At 39.6% G+C, this 16,828-nt stretch carries 17 protein-coding genes and 1 pseudogene; 6 read left to right on the top strand and 12 right to left on the bottom strand.

Going from position 1 to position 16,828, the window contains the following annotated elements:
• Nucleotides 1-262: 262 nt before the first annotated feature.
• A complete protein-coding gene (gene dkgB / locus L3V46_RS21430) occupies nt 263-1,075 on the bottom strand; it encodes a 2,5-didehydrogluconate reductase DkgB (protein WP_239046703.1) in 813 nt (270 codons plus the stop codon).
• Between the two features lie 123 nt (nt 1,076-1,198).
• On the opposite strand from dkgB, the gene L3V46_RS21425 reads away from it, so the two are divergent.
• Nucleotides 1,199-2,089, top strand: coding sequence for a LysR family transcriptional regulator (locus L3V46_RS21425; RefSeq protein ID WP_004718832.1), 891 nt, complete (start codon nt 1,199-1,201; stop codon nt 2,087-2,089).
• Here L3V46_RS21425 and L3V46_RS21420 read toward each other — a convergent pair.
• Nucleotides 2,049-2,456 (bottom strand): hypothetical protein, encoded by a 408-nt coding sequence (locus tag L3V46_RS21420; protein WP_239046702.1) that lies wholly within the window; start codon nt 2,454-2,456, stop codon nt 2,049-2,051. The two genes, L3V46_RS21425 and L3V46_RS21420, sit on opposite strands and share 41 nt — an antisense overlap.
• Nucleotides 2,457-2,566: 110 nt before the next feature.
• On the opposite strand from L3V46_RS21420, the gene L3V46_RS21415 reads away from it, so the two are divergent.
• Nucleotides 2,567-4,003, top strand: coding sequence for a PLP-dependent aminotransferase family protein (locus L3V46_RS21415; RefSeq protein ID WP_239046701.1), 1,437 nt, complete (start codon nt 2,567-2,569; stop codon nt 4,001-4,003).
• A gap of 84 nt (nt 4,004-4,087) precedes the next feature.
• Here L3V46_RS21415 and L3V46_RS21410 read toward each other — a convergent pair whose 3' ends face one another.
• From L3V46_RS21410 to L3V46_RS21375, 8 genes are all read right to left on the bottom strand, one after another.
• Nucleotides 4,088-5,110, bottom strand: coding sequence for an NAD(P)-dependent alcohol dehydrogenase (locus L3V46_RS21410; RefSeq protein ID WP_239046700.1), 1,023 nt, complete (start codon nt 5,108-5,110; stop codon nt 4,088-4,090).
• 31 nt (nt 5,111-5,141) lie between these two features.
• Nucleotides 5,142-5,696, bottom strand: coding sequence for a DNA-3-methyladenine glycosylase I (locus L3V46_RS21405; protein ID WP_004818255.1), 555 nt, complete (start codon nt 5,694-5,696; stop codon nt 5,142-5,144).
• 42 nt (nt 5,697-5,738) lie between these two features.
• The gene (locus L3V46_RS21400) at nt 5,739-5,984 is read right to left on the bottom strand and encodes a hypothetical protein (RefSeq protein ID WP_004818256.1); all 246 of its coding nucleotides are present in this window, start codon (nt 5,982-5,984) and stop codon (nt 5,739-5,741) included.
• 30 nt (nt 5,985-6,014) lie between these two features.
• Complete coding sequence (locus L3V46_RS21395) at nt 6,015-6,563, bottom strand: M23 family metallopeptidase (protein WP_239046699.1); 549 nt, start codon at nt 6,561-6,563, stop codon at nt 6,015-6,017.
• Nucleotides 6,564-6,639: 76 nt separating this feature from the next.
• Nucleotides 6,640-7,674 carry an A/G-specific adenine glycosylase gene (mutY, locus tag L3V46_RS21390; RefSeq protein WP_239046698.1) on the bottom strand — a complete coding sequence of 345 codons (1,035 nt, stop codon included), beginning with the start codon at nt 7,672-7,674 and terminating at the stop codon, nt 6,640-6,642.
• A gap of 135 nt (nt 7,675-7,809) precedes the next feature.
• Nucleotides 7,810-8,178, bottom strand: a complete 369-nt coding sequence (locus L3V46_RS21385; RefSeq protein ID WP_239046697.1) for an HIT family protein — start codon at nt 8,176-8,178, stop codon at nt 7,810-7,812.
• Between the two features lie 63 nt (nt 8,179-8,241).
• Nucleotides 8,242-8,979 carry a dienelactone hydrolase family protein gene (locus tag L3V46_RS21380; protein ID WP_239046696.1) on the bottom strand — a complete coding sequence of 246 codons (738 nt, stop codon included), beginning with the start codon at nt 8,977-8,979 and terminating at the stop codon, nt 8,242-8,244.
• 183 nt (nt 8,980-9,162) lie between these two features.
• Complete coding sequence (locus tag L3V46_RS21375) at nt 9,163-9,321, bottom strand: DUF1328 domain-containing protein (protein WP_004718815.1); 159 nt, start codon at nt 9,319-9,321, stop codon at nt 9,163-9,165.
• 189 nt (nt 9,322-9,510) lie between these two features.
• Between L3V46_RS21375 and L3V46_RS21370 the strand changes: the two genes are divergently transcribed.
• The 4 genes from L3V46_RS21370 (at nt 9,511) to L3V46_RS21355 (ending at nt 14,814) form a co-directional block, all read left to right on the top strand.
• Nucleotides 9,511-9,963, top strand: coding sequence for a YcgN family cysteine cluster protein (locus L3V46_RS21370; protein WP_154130164.1), 453 nt, complete (start codon nt 9,511-9,513; stop codon nt 9,961-9,963).
• Between the two features lie 83 nt (nt 9,964-10,046).
• Nucleotides 10,047-10,976: an alpha/beta hydrolase-fold protein gene (locus L3V46_RS21365; RefSeq protein ID WP_239046695.1), complete on the top strand. Its 930-nt coding sequence runs from the start codon at nt 10,047-10,049 to the stop codon at nt 10,974-10,976.
• Nucleotides 10,977-11,046: 70 nt separating this feature from the next.
• Nucleotides 11,047-12,321 (top strand): replication-associated recombination protein A, encoded by a 1,275-nt coding sequence (locus L3V46_RS21360; protein ID WP_004718810.1) that lies wholly within the window; start codon nt 11,047-11,049, stop codon nt 12,319-12,321.
• 144 nt (nt 12,322-12,465) lie between these two features.
• Nucleotides 12,466-14,814, top strand: a complete 2,349-nt coding sequence (locus L3V46_RS21355; RefSeq protein WP_239046694.1) for a glycerophosphodiester phosphodiesterase family protein — start codon at nt 12,466-12,468, stop codon at nt 14,812-14,814.
• 1 nt (nt 14,815) lies between these two features.
• Here L3V46_RS21355 and L3V46_RS21350 read toward each other — a convergent pair whose 3' ends face one another.
• Together L3V46_RS21350 and L3V46_RS21345 are read right to left on the bottom strand one after the other, a co-directional pair.
• Entirely contained in the window at nt 14,816-15,349 is a 534-nt protein-coding gene (locus L3V46_RS21350; protein ID WP_239046693.1) for a hypothetical protein, read from the bottom strand.
• 299 nt (nt 15,350-15,648) lie between these two features.
• A pseudogene (locus L3V46_RS21345) lies at nt 15,649-16,827 on the bottom strand (TonB-dependent receptor); the annotation flags it as partial.
• Nucleotide 16,828 lies beyond the last annotated feature (1 nt).

The raw sequence follows: 16,828 nt of genomic DNA, 5'->3' as shown, positions 1-16,828 counted from the left end.
ATACAGCATATTGAAAATGATGGGATGTAACAGTGTTCGGTCAATCATGAGGATGGTCATTTACTTTTCAGCCGCTATTTTAATGAAGTGACAAAATAAAGCTTCGCAAGAAAATAATCTTGCGAAGCAATCTAAGTCATGATCAAAAGGGGGTAAAGCCTGTTTCGAAGCCTAGTAAGTAAAACTTAGTACCCCAACTTTGCTAATCAAAGCCTAAGCCAAGATTTGCGCTGCTTTAAACCACTTTTACTCCAGCAGTGAATTAAACATCCCACTGAGGTGCTAAGTTTTCAGGATCAACCTCACGGCCATTACGTTCCAATTGCGCGATTAATTGCATTTCTTCAGCAGATAGCTGAATCTCTTGTGCTTTTAAGTTGGCGATTAAGTTTTCACGTTTAGTCGATGACGGAATGACAGCAAAGCCTTTCTGCAATGCCCATGCCAATGCAATTTGAGCGCTAGAAGCCTGATGCTGTTTGGCAATTTCAGTTAATGTTGGGTCATTTAAAACTTTGCCATATGCCAAGGTCATATAAGAGGTCACATCAATATTTTGTGACTGTAAAAAATTCACCAACTTATCATTTTGCAAATAAGGGCTAAGTTCAATTTGGTTGGTGGCAATATTTTCAAGTCCTACAGCAGCAATGGCTTGTTGCGATAAGTCGATATTAAAGTTTGAAATTCCAATATGTTCAGTTAGGCCAAGCTTTTTCGCTTCTAACAGGTTATGTATCATTTCTGCAACAGAAATTCCTAGACTTGGCGCTGGCCAGTGAATCAAGGTTAAGTTGACTGCATCAGTACCCAGTTTCTGTAAGCTCTGTTTGAGACTTGGAATAAGTTTGTCGGCTTGATAATGATCTGTCCATATCTTTGTTGTGATAAATAAATCATCACGATGGATATGGCTTTCTGCAATGGCCTGACCGACTTCTGCTTCGTTGCCATAGATTTGGGCAGTGTCTACAGCACGATAACCAACGTCTAAGGCTGTTTTGACCGAGTCAATCACAGTTTGTCCTGTTAAACGGAAAGTACCGACACCAAATTGAGGAACGATGTTTGTCATGCTGGATTTCACTTTATTTTCTGAGATTGAGTGTATTTTGCTACTTTAATTGTTGCGGAAAAATATAGGAATATGCAAAATATTGTTGACTAGAAATCAACAATAAGCAGAGCGCTGACAGCAATGAAATCTACACTCGAAGAATTACAGGCGTTTATTAATATTGTTGATAGTGGTTCGATTGTTGCAGCAGCAACGCATCTTGAACAAACCACTTCAGGTGTAAGTCGAGCCTTGCAACGACTTGAATCTAAACTGAATGTCACTTTATTAGAGCGGACAACACGTAAACTTAAGTTGACTCAAGAGGGGCAATTATTTTTAGCAAAAGCCCGAAAAATTGTGCATGACCTCAATGAAGCAGAAGATGCTTTATTAAAATCTGACAGTGATACATCTGGGCTGATTCGCGTGGATTCCGCGACACCTTTTGTATTGCATGTGATTGCACCGTTGATGCAAGAGTTTTCTCAGTTGTATCCTGAGATAGAAATAGAGTTAAACAGTAACGATCAGATCATCGATTTATTAGAACATAAGACAGATGTTGCAATACGTTTTGGGGATCTTAATGATTCGAGCTTACATGCGCGTTTGTTATGTAAAAGCCGATTATATATCGTTGCCAGTCCTGAGTATTTAGCCACACATGGTTATCCAGCAACACCGCAAGATATTTTAAATCATACGCAAATTGGCTTTAGCAAAGTCAGCCGTTTAAATACTTGGCCGATTCGAGTCAATGGAGAAAGGCTTACTGTCAAACCAAAAATCAAAGCATCCAGTGGTGAAACTGTCCGCCAACTGTGTTTACGCGGGCATGGAATTGCGAGATTGTCTGAGTTTGAGATTTTAAAAGATATAAAGCAAGGACGCTTGATCGCTCTATTTGAAGATCAAATAGAGCTTTATGAGCAACACATCCATGCGGTGTATTATCAACAGGAACATTTACCAAAGCGTGTCCGTTTATTTATTGAGTTTTTAACGCAAAAGCTGTCAAAGTTTCGATAGTCTTTTGTGGTGGTAAATCCAGACTCAGTAAAGTTTGGCTACTGGGTTGTTGTGGATTGACCAATTGGATTTCAAAATGATCAGTTGCTGTCTGAAGGCATTTGAACTGCAAGTCTTTTTGCACTGGGATATTAATTTTCATCCGTTGATCACTACTGGTATGGTAGCGGTAGTTTCGCACAGCAGCAGTCTGATGTAGGGTGGGTTCTAGATGATCAAGCTGATACTCAGCTAAATTTTGAGTTTTTAAAAAGCCTTCAATCAAAGATTTACATACAAAATGTTGTTTCTGAGCAGCTTGATTGGCCTGCTGAGGCTGACAAGCCGTTAATCCAAAGACAATACTGATTAAAGCGATCGTTCTCATTTTTTTCTCCTTTCAAATCAATTTGTTTGTAAAAATTGGCTGTGAATGAAGCATAAATCTGTTAACTTTATAGATACAGATACAACAAATATTAAAATTTGAGTACAGATATGGCGTTTCAATATCAAACATTAGCACAACAAATTGCACAGAAAATTTATTGTGGTGAGTTGGCCGTTGGGCAACGACTCAGTTCTTTGCGAAAATTTGCAGCATTGCAAAATATTAGTCTTAATACAGCAAAGAGTTGTTATGAATTGCTTGAAGCGCAAGGCTTGATTTACGTCAAAGAAAAGTCTGGCTATTTTGTTCAATCGCAGCAAAAAGCCCCGCAGATTGCTGTACCTGACCATCCTGATTTTAAGTCGAGAGCGCGTGAGGTTTCAAATCTAGACTTACAAATTCAAATTCATGAAGCAGCAATCAATAATAAGCTGATCCATTTAGGTTCGATTCAGTTATCGCCTAATCTAGTTCCTGTAGAGGCCTTACGCCGTTCAATACAACGTGCTTTAAAGCACAGTAAACCAGAAGACTTTTTATATAATGACCGCCAAGGGCACCTTCAGTTAAGAGAGGCTTTGTCAGCACATTGGGCTGAAGATGGTTTTTATATTGCCAAAGAAGATATTTATATCAGCAATGGTTGTATGCCAGCATTGTCTGTGATGATTCAAAGCCTGAGCCAAATTGGTGACAGTGTGATTGTGCCCACACCAAACTATAATGGTCAGTTGCAATTGTTGGCGTTGCTCAAACGAAAAATTATTGAAATCCCTGCCAATACCGAAGGTTTTGATCTGGATCGTTTAGAACAAGAGATGCAAAATTCAGCTGCAAAAGTCTGTTTATTAACCGCCAATTTTCAAAACCCTTTAGGCTTCTGTTTGACTAATGCCGAGAAAGAAAAAATCGCACAGCTGGCAGCGAAGTATCAGTGTTACGTGATTGAAGATGATATTTATGCTGAATGTAGCTTTAATGCCAAACGCCCTTTACCGATTAAATATTGGGATCAACAGGGCTATGTGGTTTATTGCGGATCGGTTTCCAAGTCGTTGTCGACCTCTTATCGGGTCGGTTGGTTCTGTTTACCACAACGTTTACAGCACTTACATGCCAAGTTGATTTTACAAAATGTTTCGGTCAATACACCATTGCAATTGGGGCTTGCTGATTTGATTTATAGCCGAGCCTATCGTCAGCATTTGAGTGAGTTACGCCCTAAGTTGATGGCTCAAGTTGCGCAATATTTACAGTTTATTCAACATGCTTTTTATGGGGTAGAGATCCGTTTAAATCAACCGCAAGGAAGTTATGCCTTGTGGTTACAGTTCCCAGAGCAGATTGATAGCTTGGCGTTGTATTATTATGCACAGCAATACAGTATCAATATTGTACCAGGGATTATTTTTGGTGAGGATCACCGTTATAACAACTGTATTCGTTTAAATGCAGGCCATGAATTGTCTCAGGAAATTCAGGATGCAATTATGTTATTGGCAGATTGGGTCAGGGGTGAATTGTTAGCCAAGAGTGTGGCTTAAACTGATTTGTGAGCAAACGCATACCACGACAGGCTTATTCCATTCACGGTTCTTGATAAACCGTGATGGATGGTCAGACTTAAATTAGAAATCCGCTTTTAATACGATACGATAACGGGCTTTTCCAGAATGAAGTCGCTCCAAAGCCTCATTAATTTTTGACATTGGATAAACTTCAATTTGTGGTGCAATATTTTTGCGTGCTGCAAATTGTAATAATTGGCGCAATGCAAAAGGGGAGCCTGTTGGTGAACCAGTCACTGATTTTGCACCGCCAATCAGTGCGCCCGCAGGAATCGGCATCGGTTCGAGGACTAAACCTAGCATATGAATTGTGCCATTTGGTGCCAGTGTATTGAGATATGCTTTCCAGTCCAAACTCACATTTACCGTACACAGCAATAAATCAAATTTGCCAAGTTGCGCTTTTAAAGCATTGACATCGCGACTATTGACCACATGGTCTGCACCCATCGCTTTAAGTTCATCTGTTTTGTCCAAACTTGATGTAAAGGCAGTGATCTCACAACCCCACGCTTTGAGTATTTTAATGGCCATATGACCTAAGCCACCAATCCCAATGACACCAACATGGTGAACTGCTTGAATTTGATGTTTTAAGATTGGGTCAAAAACAGTGATACCACCACACAATAAAGGGCCAGCACTTTCAGGATTTAAATCTTCAGGAAAAGGAATAATCCACTGCCAACCTGCACGAACCTTATCTGCAAACCCGCCTGCATGACCAACGATAGTTGCAACTGAACCCCCTGAGCAAAGCACTTGTTGACCACTAACACATGGATCACAGTGCTGACAACTTTCCGCAGTCCAGCCGATACCAACACGTTGACCGACTTTTAATCCTTTCGCCTCTGAACCCAGTTGAGTGATGGTACCGATAATTTCATGACCGCCAACCACTGGAAAAACTGAATTTCCCCATTCATTGTTAATCACTGAAACATCGGAATGGCATAAACCGCAATATTCAACTTTGACTTCGACTTGATGAGGCTGTAATTCACCTGCATCAAATTGATAGGGCACAAGTGCTGCACCTGCCTCTAAGGCAGCATAAGCATGAAACGTATTATTTGACATGTGAATCCTTCCTGTTTGCTCAGTTAAACTTTTAGCGGGATATACAATCATTTTCATGGTCATTGACCATACCCACTGCTTGCATAAAGGCATAGCAAGTGGTTGGACCAACAAATTTAAAACCATTCTTTTTTAACGCTTTGGAAAGCTTTTGACTGGTTTCGGTTTGTGCAGGCGCTAATTTATAATCAGGGACATCATTGAGTTGTACTTGCTGGTCGACGAAATCCCATAACCAGTTCACCATATCAATCTCTTGAGCTTTCATGTTTTGCCATGCAATAGCATTGTCACGAATTGCCGTTAATTTCCCAATATGGCGAATCAGCCCAGCATCCTGACATTTTAGCGCAAGCTCTTGTTCAGTAAAATTGGCGATGGTTTGAATCGGGTGGTTAAAAAATTGGGCGCGATAGCTTTCACGTTTTTTTAAAACAGTAATCCAAGATAAACCCGCTTGTTGCCCCTCTAGGCAAAGCATTTCAAATAAATGCTGTTCATCTCGATTGGACTTACCCCACTCTTGATCATGATATTCAATATAAAGAGGATCATCTGAACACCAACCACAGCGTTTATTTGTCATAAAAGATCTACCATTGTTCTGATTGATTTAAGTTTTAATTGTCTAAAGTTTAAATTCGACCCATTGATCTTGTTTGTTGTCCCAATAGGAAAGTTGCGCATGTTGTAAATCTTTAAAACTTACCCAAATATCTTTACCCGCTTTGTCTGCAAAGCCAGTACTGATCATTAATGCTTCATCGGTGATTTCCATAATCCAGCCTTGATGATTTTGTCCATTGAGGGCAATTTTTTGTTGATTGCCTGATTCTGCAAATTCAACTAAACGCTCAAGCAATGCTTCTGACATGGAATATTCCTAAATTGATTCAATCTAAAATTAACGTAAATAAGGGTAGGGGTTGACTGCACCTTGGCCTTTACCCCTTAAGTATAGTCCATAGTGCAAATGCGGTGCAGTATGTCGTGCATTTCCCGTATTGCCCACATAGCCGATTAACTGACCTTTTTTAACGTAATCGCCTTCTTGTAGACCACGTTTGTGATCGTTTAGATGAGCATAATAGTGATAAACCCCACCTGGTCCGATGAGCCAAATCACTTTACCCCCCAGATTATTGCTCTTTAAGCTGGCAATCACACCTTCAGTACTACTATAAACTTTGGTTCCACGTGAAGCCATGATGTCAATTCCTTCATGTGCTCGCCCAGCACTGCGAGATGCACCCCAAGTATCTGTGAGGTTTTGTGGTTTTACTCCATCTACAGGAATTGCCAATCGGGTTGGCATTGACATTGCTTTTAGGCGGTTAATTTGAGCTTGTGGAAGCTGAGGCTTAGATGAGCTTGGCTTTTTAGGTGCAGTAGTACATGCAGTTAAAATAATGGCAAGCAAGGCCATCAAGTAATATTGGATGCTACGTGACACGAGAAATCCTTTTTTTCAAGTTTCAAAAGGGCAAATTAAAATTGAAATATGCTTCGAATACCCGTGTCTGACTATGTCATATTTTTACTGCTGAGATCAATTTTTTCATGGCTGTAGGGATGCCCATTTGTGTAGCTTTTTGTGGTGTTAACCATTCGCCCCCAAGTTCAGCCTGGAGGTATTCTTTTTGGTCTGATTCAACTCGAACAATATGCGCATTTAAAATCCATGTGAAATGGGTAAAGCTATGCGAGATTTGGACAGGTTCAACAGTTGAAATAAGTTTTAGACTTTGACAAAGCTGTTGAAACGCGAGCTCATTTTCAAAAATCGGTAAACTCCATAAGCCTCCCCATAAGCCACTGTTGGGACGCTGTTCCCATAACCATTGTTGATCTGACTCAATTAATAACACTGTGGCTGTTCTAACGGGAACAGGCTTTTTAGCTTTCTTATAAGGCAGTTCAGTTTCTAGCCCTTGTTGATGGGCTTGGCAATGTTGTTGCATAGGGCAGTATAAGCAGAGTGGCTTTTTTGGCGTACAAATGGTTGCGCCCAAATCCATAATTGCTTGGGTATAGTCGTGGTTGCGTTCAATTGGGCATAAGCTTTCTGCCAGTTGCCACATGGCTCGTTCATGGATGGGTTTACTCAGGTCATCTTCAATGGCAAAGAAACGGGCCAAAACACGTTTTACATTGCCATCCATAATGACGCCATATTGGCGTAAGCCAAGCGACATCAGTGCGCCACCAGTAGAGCGACCAATACCTGAAAGTTCCACCCATTGTTCTAAGCTTTGTGGAAAATGCCCTTGCTGGCTGACCACGCCTGCTGCTTTATGCAAATTGCGTGCACGGGCGTAGTAGCCTAATCCTGCCCAATACGGGGCAACATCATCCCATGAGGCTTTACCCAAATCATCGACAGTTGGAAAGCGTTGGATAAATTTATCAAAATATTGCAGTACAGTTTTGACTTGTGTTTGTTGCAACATAATCTCAGACACCCAAACTTTGTATGGATCATCAGCCACTTGCCACGGTAAATCATGGCGCCCGTGTTGATCAAACCAAGTCAATAGCACATCTGAAAATGAAAATTGCGACATAACAATCTAGCGTAAAAATTGGATGCTCAGTATAACCAAGATAAATTTATTGCGGAAAATTATCTTAAACTTGAGCAGCAATCTGCATAAAAAAAGACGCCAAAGCGTCTTTTCAAAAGCGTTTATAGCCACAACTTAGTTTTCGTTGACGATACCCCAACGCTTATCCAGTTTAAGCGGTTCGTTTTTATAACGTGGGATAATGTGAATATGGAAATGTTCACTTTGATCTTCACCAAACACATGACCATCATTAAAGGCGATATGGAAACCTTCAGGTTGATGGCGAATCTTAAGCTCGTTACGTGCCAGTTCCAATAAAGAGGAAAGGCTTTTACGTTCTTTCTCTGAAACCTCAAAAAAAGAAGCAATATGGCGCAAAGGAATAATCACTGAATGACCTTTAGACAAAGGGTTATGTTCAGGCAAAATTGCACCAAATTCATTTTTATCAATGATATCAAATTCTTCAAAGTCACAATAAGGACATACTTTTTCAGTCATTTCTAATCCCTCGTTTTGTTGTCTTAATCAACGTAGAACATATTTTAATTAAGCCAGAGTAGGTTAAGCCAAGGTGCGATCTAATAAATCATACATTGCTGCTAATCCTGCTTTTTCTGCTTCGGCGTTATAACCTAGATCTACGCCATTGGCTTTTGCTTTTTCATCTGCTTGTGGGTTACTAAAGCCATGTTTAGCATCTTTCAGGATGATCACTTCATATTTTACCTGAGCATGCTGCATTTCTTGTTTAAACGATTCGACATCTGCCAAAGACACCATGCTGTCTTTTTCACCATGTAGCACTAACACTTGCGCTTTAAATTTTTCTGCTTCCGCTGCTTTTTGCGCAGATAAATTTGCATGGAAAGTAATCGCAGCTTTTAAGTCAGCACCTGAGCGTGCCAAATCTAATATTACTTTACCACCATAACAGAATCCAATCGCAGCCAAACGCGTTGCATCGACTTCTGGTTGTGCTGCTAAAGCAGCCAAAGCCGCGGCTGAACGCTCAACAATGGTTTGCTCATGTTGGAAGGTTTGCATCATCCACTCATGGGCTTGAGTCGCAACAGCCGTGGTTTTTTTATCGCCATACATATCAATTGCCAGCGCAGCAAAACCATGTTGTGCCAACTCTCGAGCACGTTGTTCAGAATACTCATTTCGGCCCCACCATTCTGGACCAACAATCACACCTGCAACTGGTTGTGCGGATTCAGGCGCAGCAAAATAACCGATTAAAGTTGTTCCATCTTTTGCTTGGTATTGAATTTCACGAGTTTTGATTGCAAGAGCCATCTGTTAATCCTTGTGTATCGGCGAGAATGAGATTGATTAAAGCATAAATATATAAGATTCAAATGACTAAATTTCGAATATTTACAATAGAAATGTGAAAATTTATGAATGAAAAAGGTCGTTTTCAAATGAAAAAGAGAAGAACCCAGGTTCTTCTCTTTCATGAAAATTGATCAGGAAAAGCTAAACTTTTCCTCTCGAAATAAAACCAACAATCGCGAGGATTACCGCGACAACGAGAAGAATGACTGCGAAGTCTTTAGACATTCCCGCAACACCACCAAAACCAAATAAACTTGCGATTAAGGCGATCACAGCGAAAATAATTGCCCAACGAAACATAAGATTCATCTCCATATTTTTGTTATGTATTTTCAGTATAGGCAGAAAAATCTGAGGGACTTGTGAAGTTGTGTTTAAAAAGTGTGATTAATAAAGCAATATGTAAAGGTTTGTTCTGTTTTAAATTTTCTAATTTCTGCTTATATACTGATATAATTATTTCGCCTTAAATGACTTTAATGTTATGCCATGACCTTTGAGATCCGCCCCCAGTTTTGGAAGAATTATACACTGTCTGAGTTAAATCCGACCGAGTGGGAAGCGTTGTGCGATGGTTGTGGGTTGTGCTGTTTGGTGAAATTAGAAGATGATGACACACATGAAATAGCCTATACCAAAGTGTCTTGTAAACTCCTCGATTGTGAAACAGCACAATGTTCTGACTATCCTAATCGTTTAGATTATGTACCCGACTGTATTCAATTAAGCCCTGAAAAATTAGCCAATATTCATTGGTTACCTTCAAGTTGTGCATATCGTCGGGTGAATGAAGGTAAAAATTTACCGGCATGGCACTATCTGATCACAGGCTCAAGAAGCAATGTGATTAAAGCCAGAAAATCTGCTGCTGGGCGTTGTATCTCCGAAACAGAAGTCAATGAAGAAGAAATTGATGAATACATTGTAAGATGGGTGCGGTAAATCATTTGAATCAATTATGAATTGATAATCATTATCAAATAGTAATATGATAACCAAGCCTTCCAGTTTGATGTGTTTTTAAAATGTTTGCTTTATCTTGGTTATTCAAAAAAAGTACATTCTGTTTATGTGCAATCAGCCTGAGTTTCGGTATTCACTCTAATGTTTATGCAAAACCAGATTTGCAAGCTTTAGGGCCAAATATTGCGGAACAAGGCTCCAGTTATTATCAATTTCAAGTAAAAAATTTTCAATCCGCAGATCAACAACGGCATTATAAAGTTTGGGTCGGTATCCCTAAACACATCAATAAAAATAAGATCTTACCCGCTGTTTATATGTTAGATGGCAACTCTGCTATGGCGCGTTTAGATGAGTCACTGTTAAAAAAACTATCCGAACAAGACAGCCCCGTGTTGGTGGCTATAGGCTATCAAACCCAGTTACCGTTTGAGTCCGCTTCACGGTCTGTAGACTACACACCTGCTGATGAATCTGGAAAAGTGGCGGCTGACCCACGTAATCCTGAACGTATGGCAGGCGGAAGTGCACAATTTAGACGGGTGCTGTTTGAAAAAATTATGCCGTGGGTCAATACGCAAGTAAAACTGGATAAGCAACGTACCGCATTGTGGGGACATTCTTATGGTGGTTTATTTGTTTTAGATACCCTTTTAAATAGTCAAAGTACAGATAATAAGTTTTCACACTATTTTTCAGCCAGTCCATCTCTCACATGGGCAGATTCTCGATTACTCAAAGCCGTTGAAAAAGCCCCGCCTGAGCAACTAAAACACAAAAAATTATGGGTGATGGAGGGTGACATCATTCAGTCTACAACGAGACCAATCAGCCCAAATGCAGATCGGGATATGATTCAAAATAACCGTCAATTGGTTTTAGATTTGGCCAGTAAAGGCGTAGATGGCAAATTAATGCTTTATCCACATCTTAGTCATGGTCAAGTATTTCAGGCATCATTAATGGATGTTTTGCAGAATCGATTATTTTAAAGCTGAAAGTGCAATATTGATGATTTTCCATAGTAGACTAAGGACAGCATTCATCAATTAAAAAAGCAGTATGTCAGACACTCAAATTCCGCTTCCAGAACGTTTACGTCCACGTGATTTGTCTGAAATTATTGGGCAAGATCATTTACTCGGTGTTGCAGCACCACTCCGTCAAATGATTGATCAAGGGCATTTACCCTCGATTATTTTTTGGGGGCCGCCTGGTGTTGGAAAAACCACCATCGCATTGTTATTGGCTCAAGCAGTCGATCGTACATTTATTAGCTTATCTGCCTTAAATACAGGGGTAAAAGAGCTCCGTGAGGTGATTGCTGACAGTGGTGACTTATTAACACCGGTGGTGTTTATTGATGAAATTCATCGTTTTAATAAGTCGCAACAAGATGCCTTATTGAATGCGGTTGAAAAAGGCAAAATTACCCTGATCGGTGCGACCACTGAAAACCCTTCATTTGAAGTCAACAGTGCTTTGCTGTCTCGTTGTCAGGTGTATACCTTAAATGGATTAAGTAATGAGGCGATTCAAGAACTCATTTTACGCGCGATTCAACAAGATAAATTTTTAAAAGACCGCCATATCCAGATTGAAGAATTTGATGCCTTGGTTCAGTTTGCTGCGGGTGATGCACGTAAGGCACTTAATTTAATCGATTTAATTGCCAGTACCTTTGAGTCCGATATTGAAAATATTGTGACCAATGCGATCGTGGTCAAAGTTGCGCAACAGAACATTGCACGCTATGACAAATCAGGTGAGCAGCATTATGATCTTGTGTCTGCATTTATTAAATCTATTCGAGGTAGTGATCCTGATGCAACGTTGTATTGGATGGCACGTATGCTTAAAGGCGGTGAAGATCCGGTTTTTATCGCTCGTCGTATGTTGATCGCTGCTTCAGAAGATATTGGAAACTCAAATCCAAATGCCTTGCTTTTAGCGGGCGAATGTTTCCGCTCGGTTCAAGCGATAGGCATGCCTGAGTGTCGAATTATTTTAGGCCAATGCGCAGTTTATCTGGCAACCAGTGCAAAGAGTAACAGCACTTATTTGGCGATCAATAAAGCCTTAGAACTTGCAGAAAAAACGTCCAACCTACCTGTGCCACTCCATTTACGTAATGCACCGACCAAGCTTATGAAACAACAAGGCTATGGTGTGGATTATCTTTATCCTCATAACTACCCTGAAAATTTTGTGCTACAGGAATATTTACCACCTGAATTGAAAGGCACAAAATTATATGAGTCTGCTCGTAATAAGCGTGAAGTTGAAGGTGAGCGTTTACAGCAACGTCGTTGGCAACAAGAACAGCAGCAACAGTAGTTGTGACGTTTATTTGCTTAGGCATCTTTTAAATAGATGTTCTATTTTATATAAAGGTTTAAAATATCGGCAAAATTTAAATTAGGCTGACACCATTTTAGAAATACGCTTAATCAAAGTGCTTCTAAATGGTTTAGAAATTTTATGAAATTATCCGTTTTATCTTTTGCTGTTTTAATTTCTTTACCGATGTTGAGCCATGCTGAACTTGCAAGTAAAATTTCGACCCAAAATCAGCCTAAACTTGCTTCGCAGCAGCTTAAAACACTTTATCAACAAAGTTTTGTTCAGCAAAAAACAATCCCTCAAGGCTGGCGTATTCCTGGCAACAATGCCGGCAACGTCTATGTTGAAAATGGGATACTTCATATTGATGGTCGAGCAAATTCAGTCAGTCCGACCTCAATTTTATTACCGCAAAATCTTGAAAAACAGCAAAATTATCGCATTGATCTCGAATTTACTTTAGACCAAGCTGTCAATAACTCGCGTTGGGGCAGTGTGATTTATGATGTCACAGAAACTCAGGGGGTGATTCCAAGCAGTTATTATCAATTTACCCTCAGAACAGACACCACTGCAAAAAATGGTACGGAGTTTGGTCGGCATAAAAGTAACGGGCAGTGGGAGGTCTCTGAAACGAAAGCGTTTTCGGAGAACATCAAAGCAAATCAATGGTATAAAGCCAGCATTGTGGTGTCTGGGCAACGGGTACAACACTATTTAAACCACCAGTTAATGCAAGATGTAGAACTTGACCAAGGATCTGCCAAAGGCGGCATCGGGCTTTCAGCAACAGGCCTAGTCTTAAAAGTTAAAAATATTCAAGTCTCTGAACAAACCAGTGCGTTGCCAGACTTAGCCAATAAAGTCACCCAAGTGCAAGAAATTCAAACTAATGTTGCTTTGGCACCGACGCTGATTCAAAAAGTTAAAACTACCAGCAGTCCATTAAATTCAACCAATCAGTTATATTATCAATTAGATGCCAATTTAAACTTGCTTGATCAGACAGGGCAGGTGGTTGAAACATTACAACAATATTTGGTGAATCCGCAGCGCAATACCATTCCTGTTTTAGAAATCAAAGATCCCAAAAGCATTGAAGCCTTAAAATTACTCTCTAAATCTCACGATATGAGCGATATTACTGTATTGTCCAAAAGTGATGATTTACTCAAGTCTGCGCATCAAATTGTACCTACGCTTCGAACAGCATTAGATTTAAGTCGCGAAAATTTAAAGGAGAGTCATGTCGGTCTTTCTGAAATTATGCGTCGTACTAATCAGGCTTATGCACGCATCGTGGTTCTTCCGCATCGCCTTGCCAACAAATCGAGTGTCAGCTTTATTCAACGTCATTTAATGACAGTGTGGGTTGATACACCAGCACATGATCCACAGGATGTCGCCAGTATTTTGACTTCAGGTGTGAATGGGATTATTACAACGCAAAGTACGCTATTTGCCAGTGTCTTAAAACAATTTCCAAAAAATACTTTATTGCGTAAACCCTTTATTATTGGGCATCGTGGTGTACCCAGTTTAGAAGATGAAAATACTTTAGAAAGTGCAAAACATGCAGTTGCTTTGGGAGCAGATATTGTTGAAAACGATATTTATTTAACCAAAGACCAGCATCTTGTGGTGATGCATGATGCAACAGTGGATCGTACTACGCGTTCAACAGGTAAAATTGAAGAAATGAGCCTTGCGCAGGTTCAGCAATTAAAATCTAAAAACAAAGCTTATCCAATACCGACCCTTGCAGAATATTTCACTACATTTAAGCACAATCCAAACTTTGTACTAATGATCGAAATGAAAAGTGCCAATCCAGCATTGGTTGCAAAAATGCAGGATGAAATTAAAAAGTACCAAGTTGAAAATCAAGTCGTCACGACCTCATTTAATGCAGATCAAGTTGCGCGTGCACAGTCACAATTGTCTGAGATACCACGAGGGTTATTGGTTGGAAGTATGCCCAATAGCCGCAATACTTTAATTGCCGCCAAACAAATCAATGCCGATGTTCAGAAATATAATTCAACGTATAACCCTGCTTATCGTGCTGATTTGATCAATCTTTTAGAAACGACCAAGCACCGTGGAATCAGTTTTTGGCCTTGGGCATTGAATGATGAAACATTTAAAAAATTATATATTGCAGGGACCTACGGGATAACCACCAATTCTGCGCAACTTTATGCAAAATACATCGTTGATATTCAAGCACCAAAAAATGTCAAAGTAAAAGTTGAACAGCCAGTATTACTCAATGCGCAATTGGTTCAGCAAGATGGTGTGAAACTCAATCAACAACTCAGTAATTTTGTGGTTTTATCAGGTTCTGCAAAACATGAGATTAAAAATGGTCAGTTGAGTTTCTCTGAAAAGGGTACTGCATATGTTTTGGCTGGTTATAAATATCAGATCGATGCACAAAACTACTATCAAATCTTTTCAGCCCCTATAAAGGTCATCATCCAATAGCTTATTTTATGGCATCTGTTTGAAATGGGAGTTTTACATCTTTGGGGAAATTTGGAAAAAGTGTAAACAGCATCTGAGGATTATTCTTTAGTCCTGCACCGTCCAGATAGGTCCATTGATGTGATTGTAGTGAACGAATGGCGACCATAAATGAGGGCGATGCTGCTTGAATTTGACCCGCAACTTTCATGGTGATGGTTTTGGGTACAAAGCAAATTTCTTCATGATCTACGATATAGCTATAAAGTGGTGGCTTTGATTGTACATTGACAATTTCTACCTGTGATTTGGCAAGCAGATTTTGAGCGTATTGAAGCAACTGCTGATAAGCTTCTGCACCACCAACATAATTGATCAGAGATGGATGGGTTTTTTGTTGCATAAATGAATAATCATTTTTCTTTAAATCTTGTCCTAATTGATCTAAGTCAGGCGCAATAATTTTAGGATAATCTTGCTGACAGCTTAACTCTTCCGCCTGTGCAGGATTTAAAATGATCAAGAATAAAATGACAGCATAAATTGTTTTTATCATGTTGGATTAAATCTGAATATCGTTTGTTTTGAGTATATAAGTTTCTTAAAAAAAGTTCATCAGCAATCCAAGCTTACCGATACTCGCTCATCCAACAGGAGATTTTGTCACTCGTCTCTGTTCATCTCTGAAAAGTTAGGTAGCGTCTACGCAAATTGATTTAATTAAAATTATGAATGAAGAAAAATTATATTCTAGTCTATGTGTTTCTAAACAGGTTGAGGATATACCCAATAACGATACACATAAAAAAACCGAGTCATTCAACTCGGTTTGAAGCCCTTGGTTAACTTTAACCTCTACCACTTATAATTAATTTTGCCGTAATAGAACGCACCATTAAAGCCAAACGGTGAGAACTGGCTGTATTGCAAACTTCCGCCAGTAGGTTTGTTGATGTCATAAACATCTTTATCAGGATAAACATTGGTAATGTTGTCTCCCCCAACAGTAAATTTCCAATTGTTTAATTGGTATGTCAGTGCTAAATCCAACAGCCATTTTGCAGAAAATTTCTGATCACTGGCAGCACCTGAGTTACTGTAAGTTTCGAAGCTTCCATAACGTGTGATATTGGTATTGATACCAAAATTTCCAATTTTATAATCATTGGCTAAACTGAACTTATGTTCAGGCGTGCTTCCTGCCAATAGACCATATTGTTCACGACGATCTAAACGGGTGAGGTTGACACCCAAGGCATTTAAAATCTCAGGGTTTTTATCGACATCGGTGACTTTATTGCGATTAAAATTATAAGCCAAAGATGTAGTTAACTCGCCATAAGGCAGGTTTTGCCATTGGTAATTGGCAACTAAATCTACACCACGAGTGCGGGTATTACTGGCATTATTAAAGAAACGAACCGTGCTGAAATTGGTATCGGTAATCCCTTTAGATACCAAATAAGCGCGAACAGCGGGGCTGCTGGCATTGATATTTGAAGATAAGCTAATGCGGTCATCAATATCAATTTGGTAGGCATCCAAAGTCACATATAGGTTTTTAGTCGGGGTAAATACCAAGCCAAGGCTATAGTTCTTTGATTTTTCAGCTTTTAAGTCTTCTGCGCCGAGCAATTGTGCAACTTGTGAAGAACTTGGAAATGTTCCAGCCTCAACAAACTGTCCATTGACCAATTGCGAAGAAGTTTGGGTGAAATATTGTTGTGCCAGACTCGGTGCTCGAAAGCCTGTAGAAACTGAGCCACGTACCGCAACCTGAGGTAAAAGCTTATAACGTAATGAAAGAGATGCATTATTTGTATCCCCGAAGTCATCATATTTCTCATAACGATAGGCTGTAGATGCTGAAAGTTTTTGGGTAATATCTGTTTCTAAATCGAGATATCCTGCATAACTGTCACGTGTCCATTTCCCAGCATCTGCTTGGCGAAAGCCTGATAAACCTGAAGAACCACTTTTATAATAAGAGGCCGGATTGCCTGCTTTAATTTGATATTGTTGATTTAAATATTGG

The organism is Acinetobacter sp. AG3, assembly GCF_022343575.1.
Taxonomy (GTDB): Bacteria; Pseudomonadota; Gammaproteobacteria; order Pseudomonadales; family Moraxellaceae; genus Acinetobacter; species Acinetobacter guillouiae.
The sequence above is the reverse complement of the archived record's forward strand: the minus strand, read 5'-3'. Positions and strand labels throughout refer to the sequence as shown.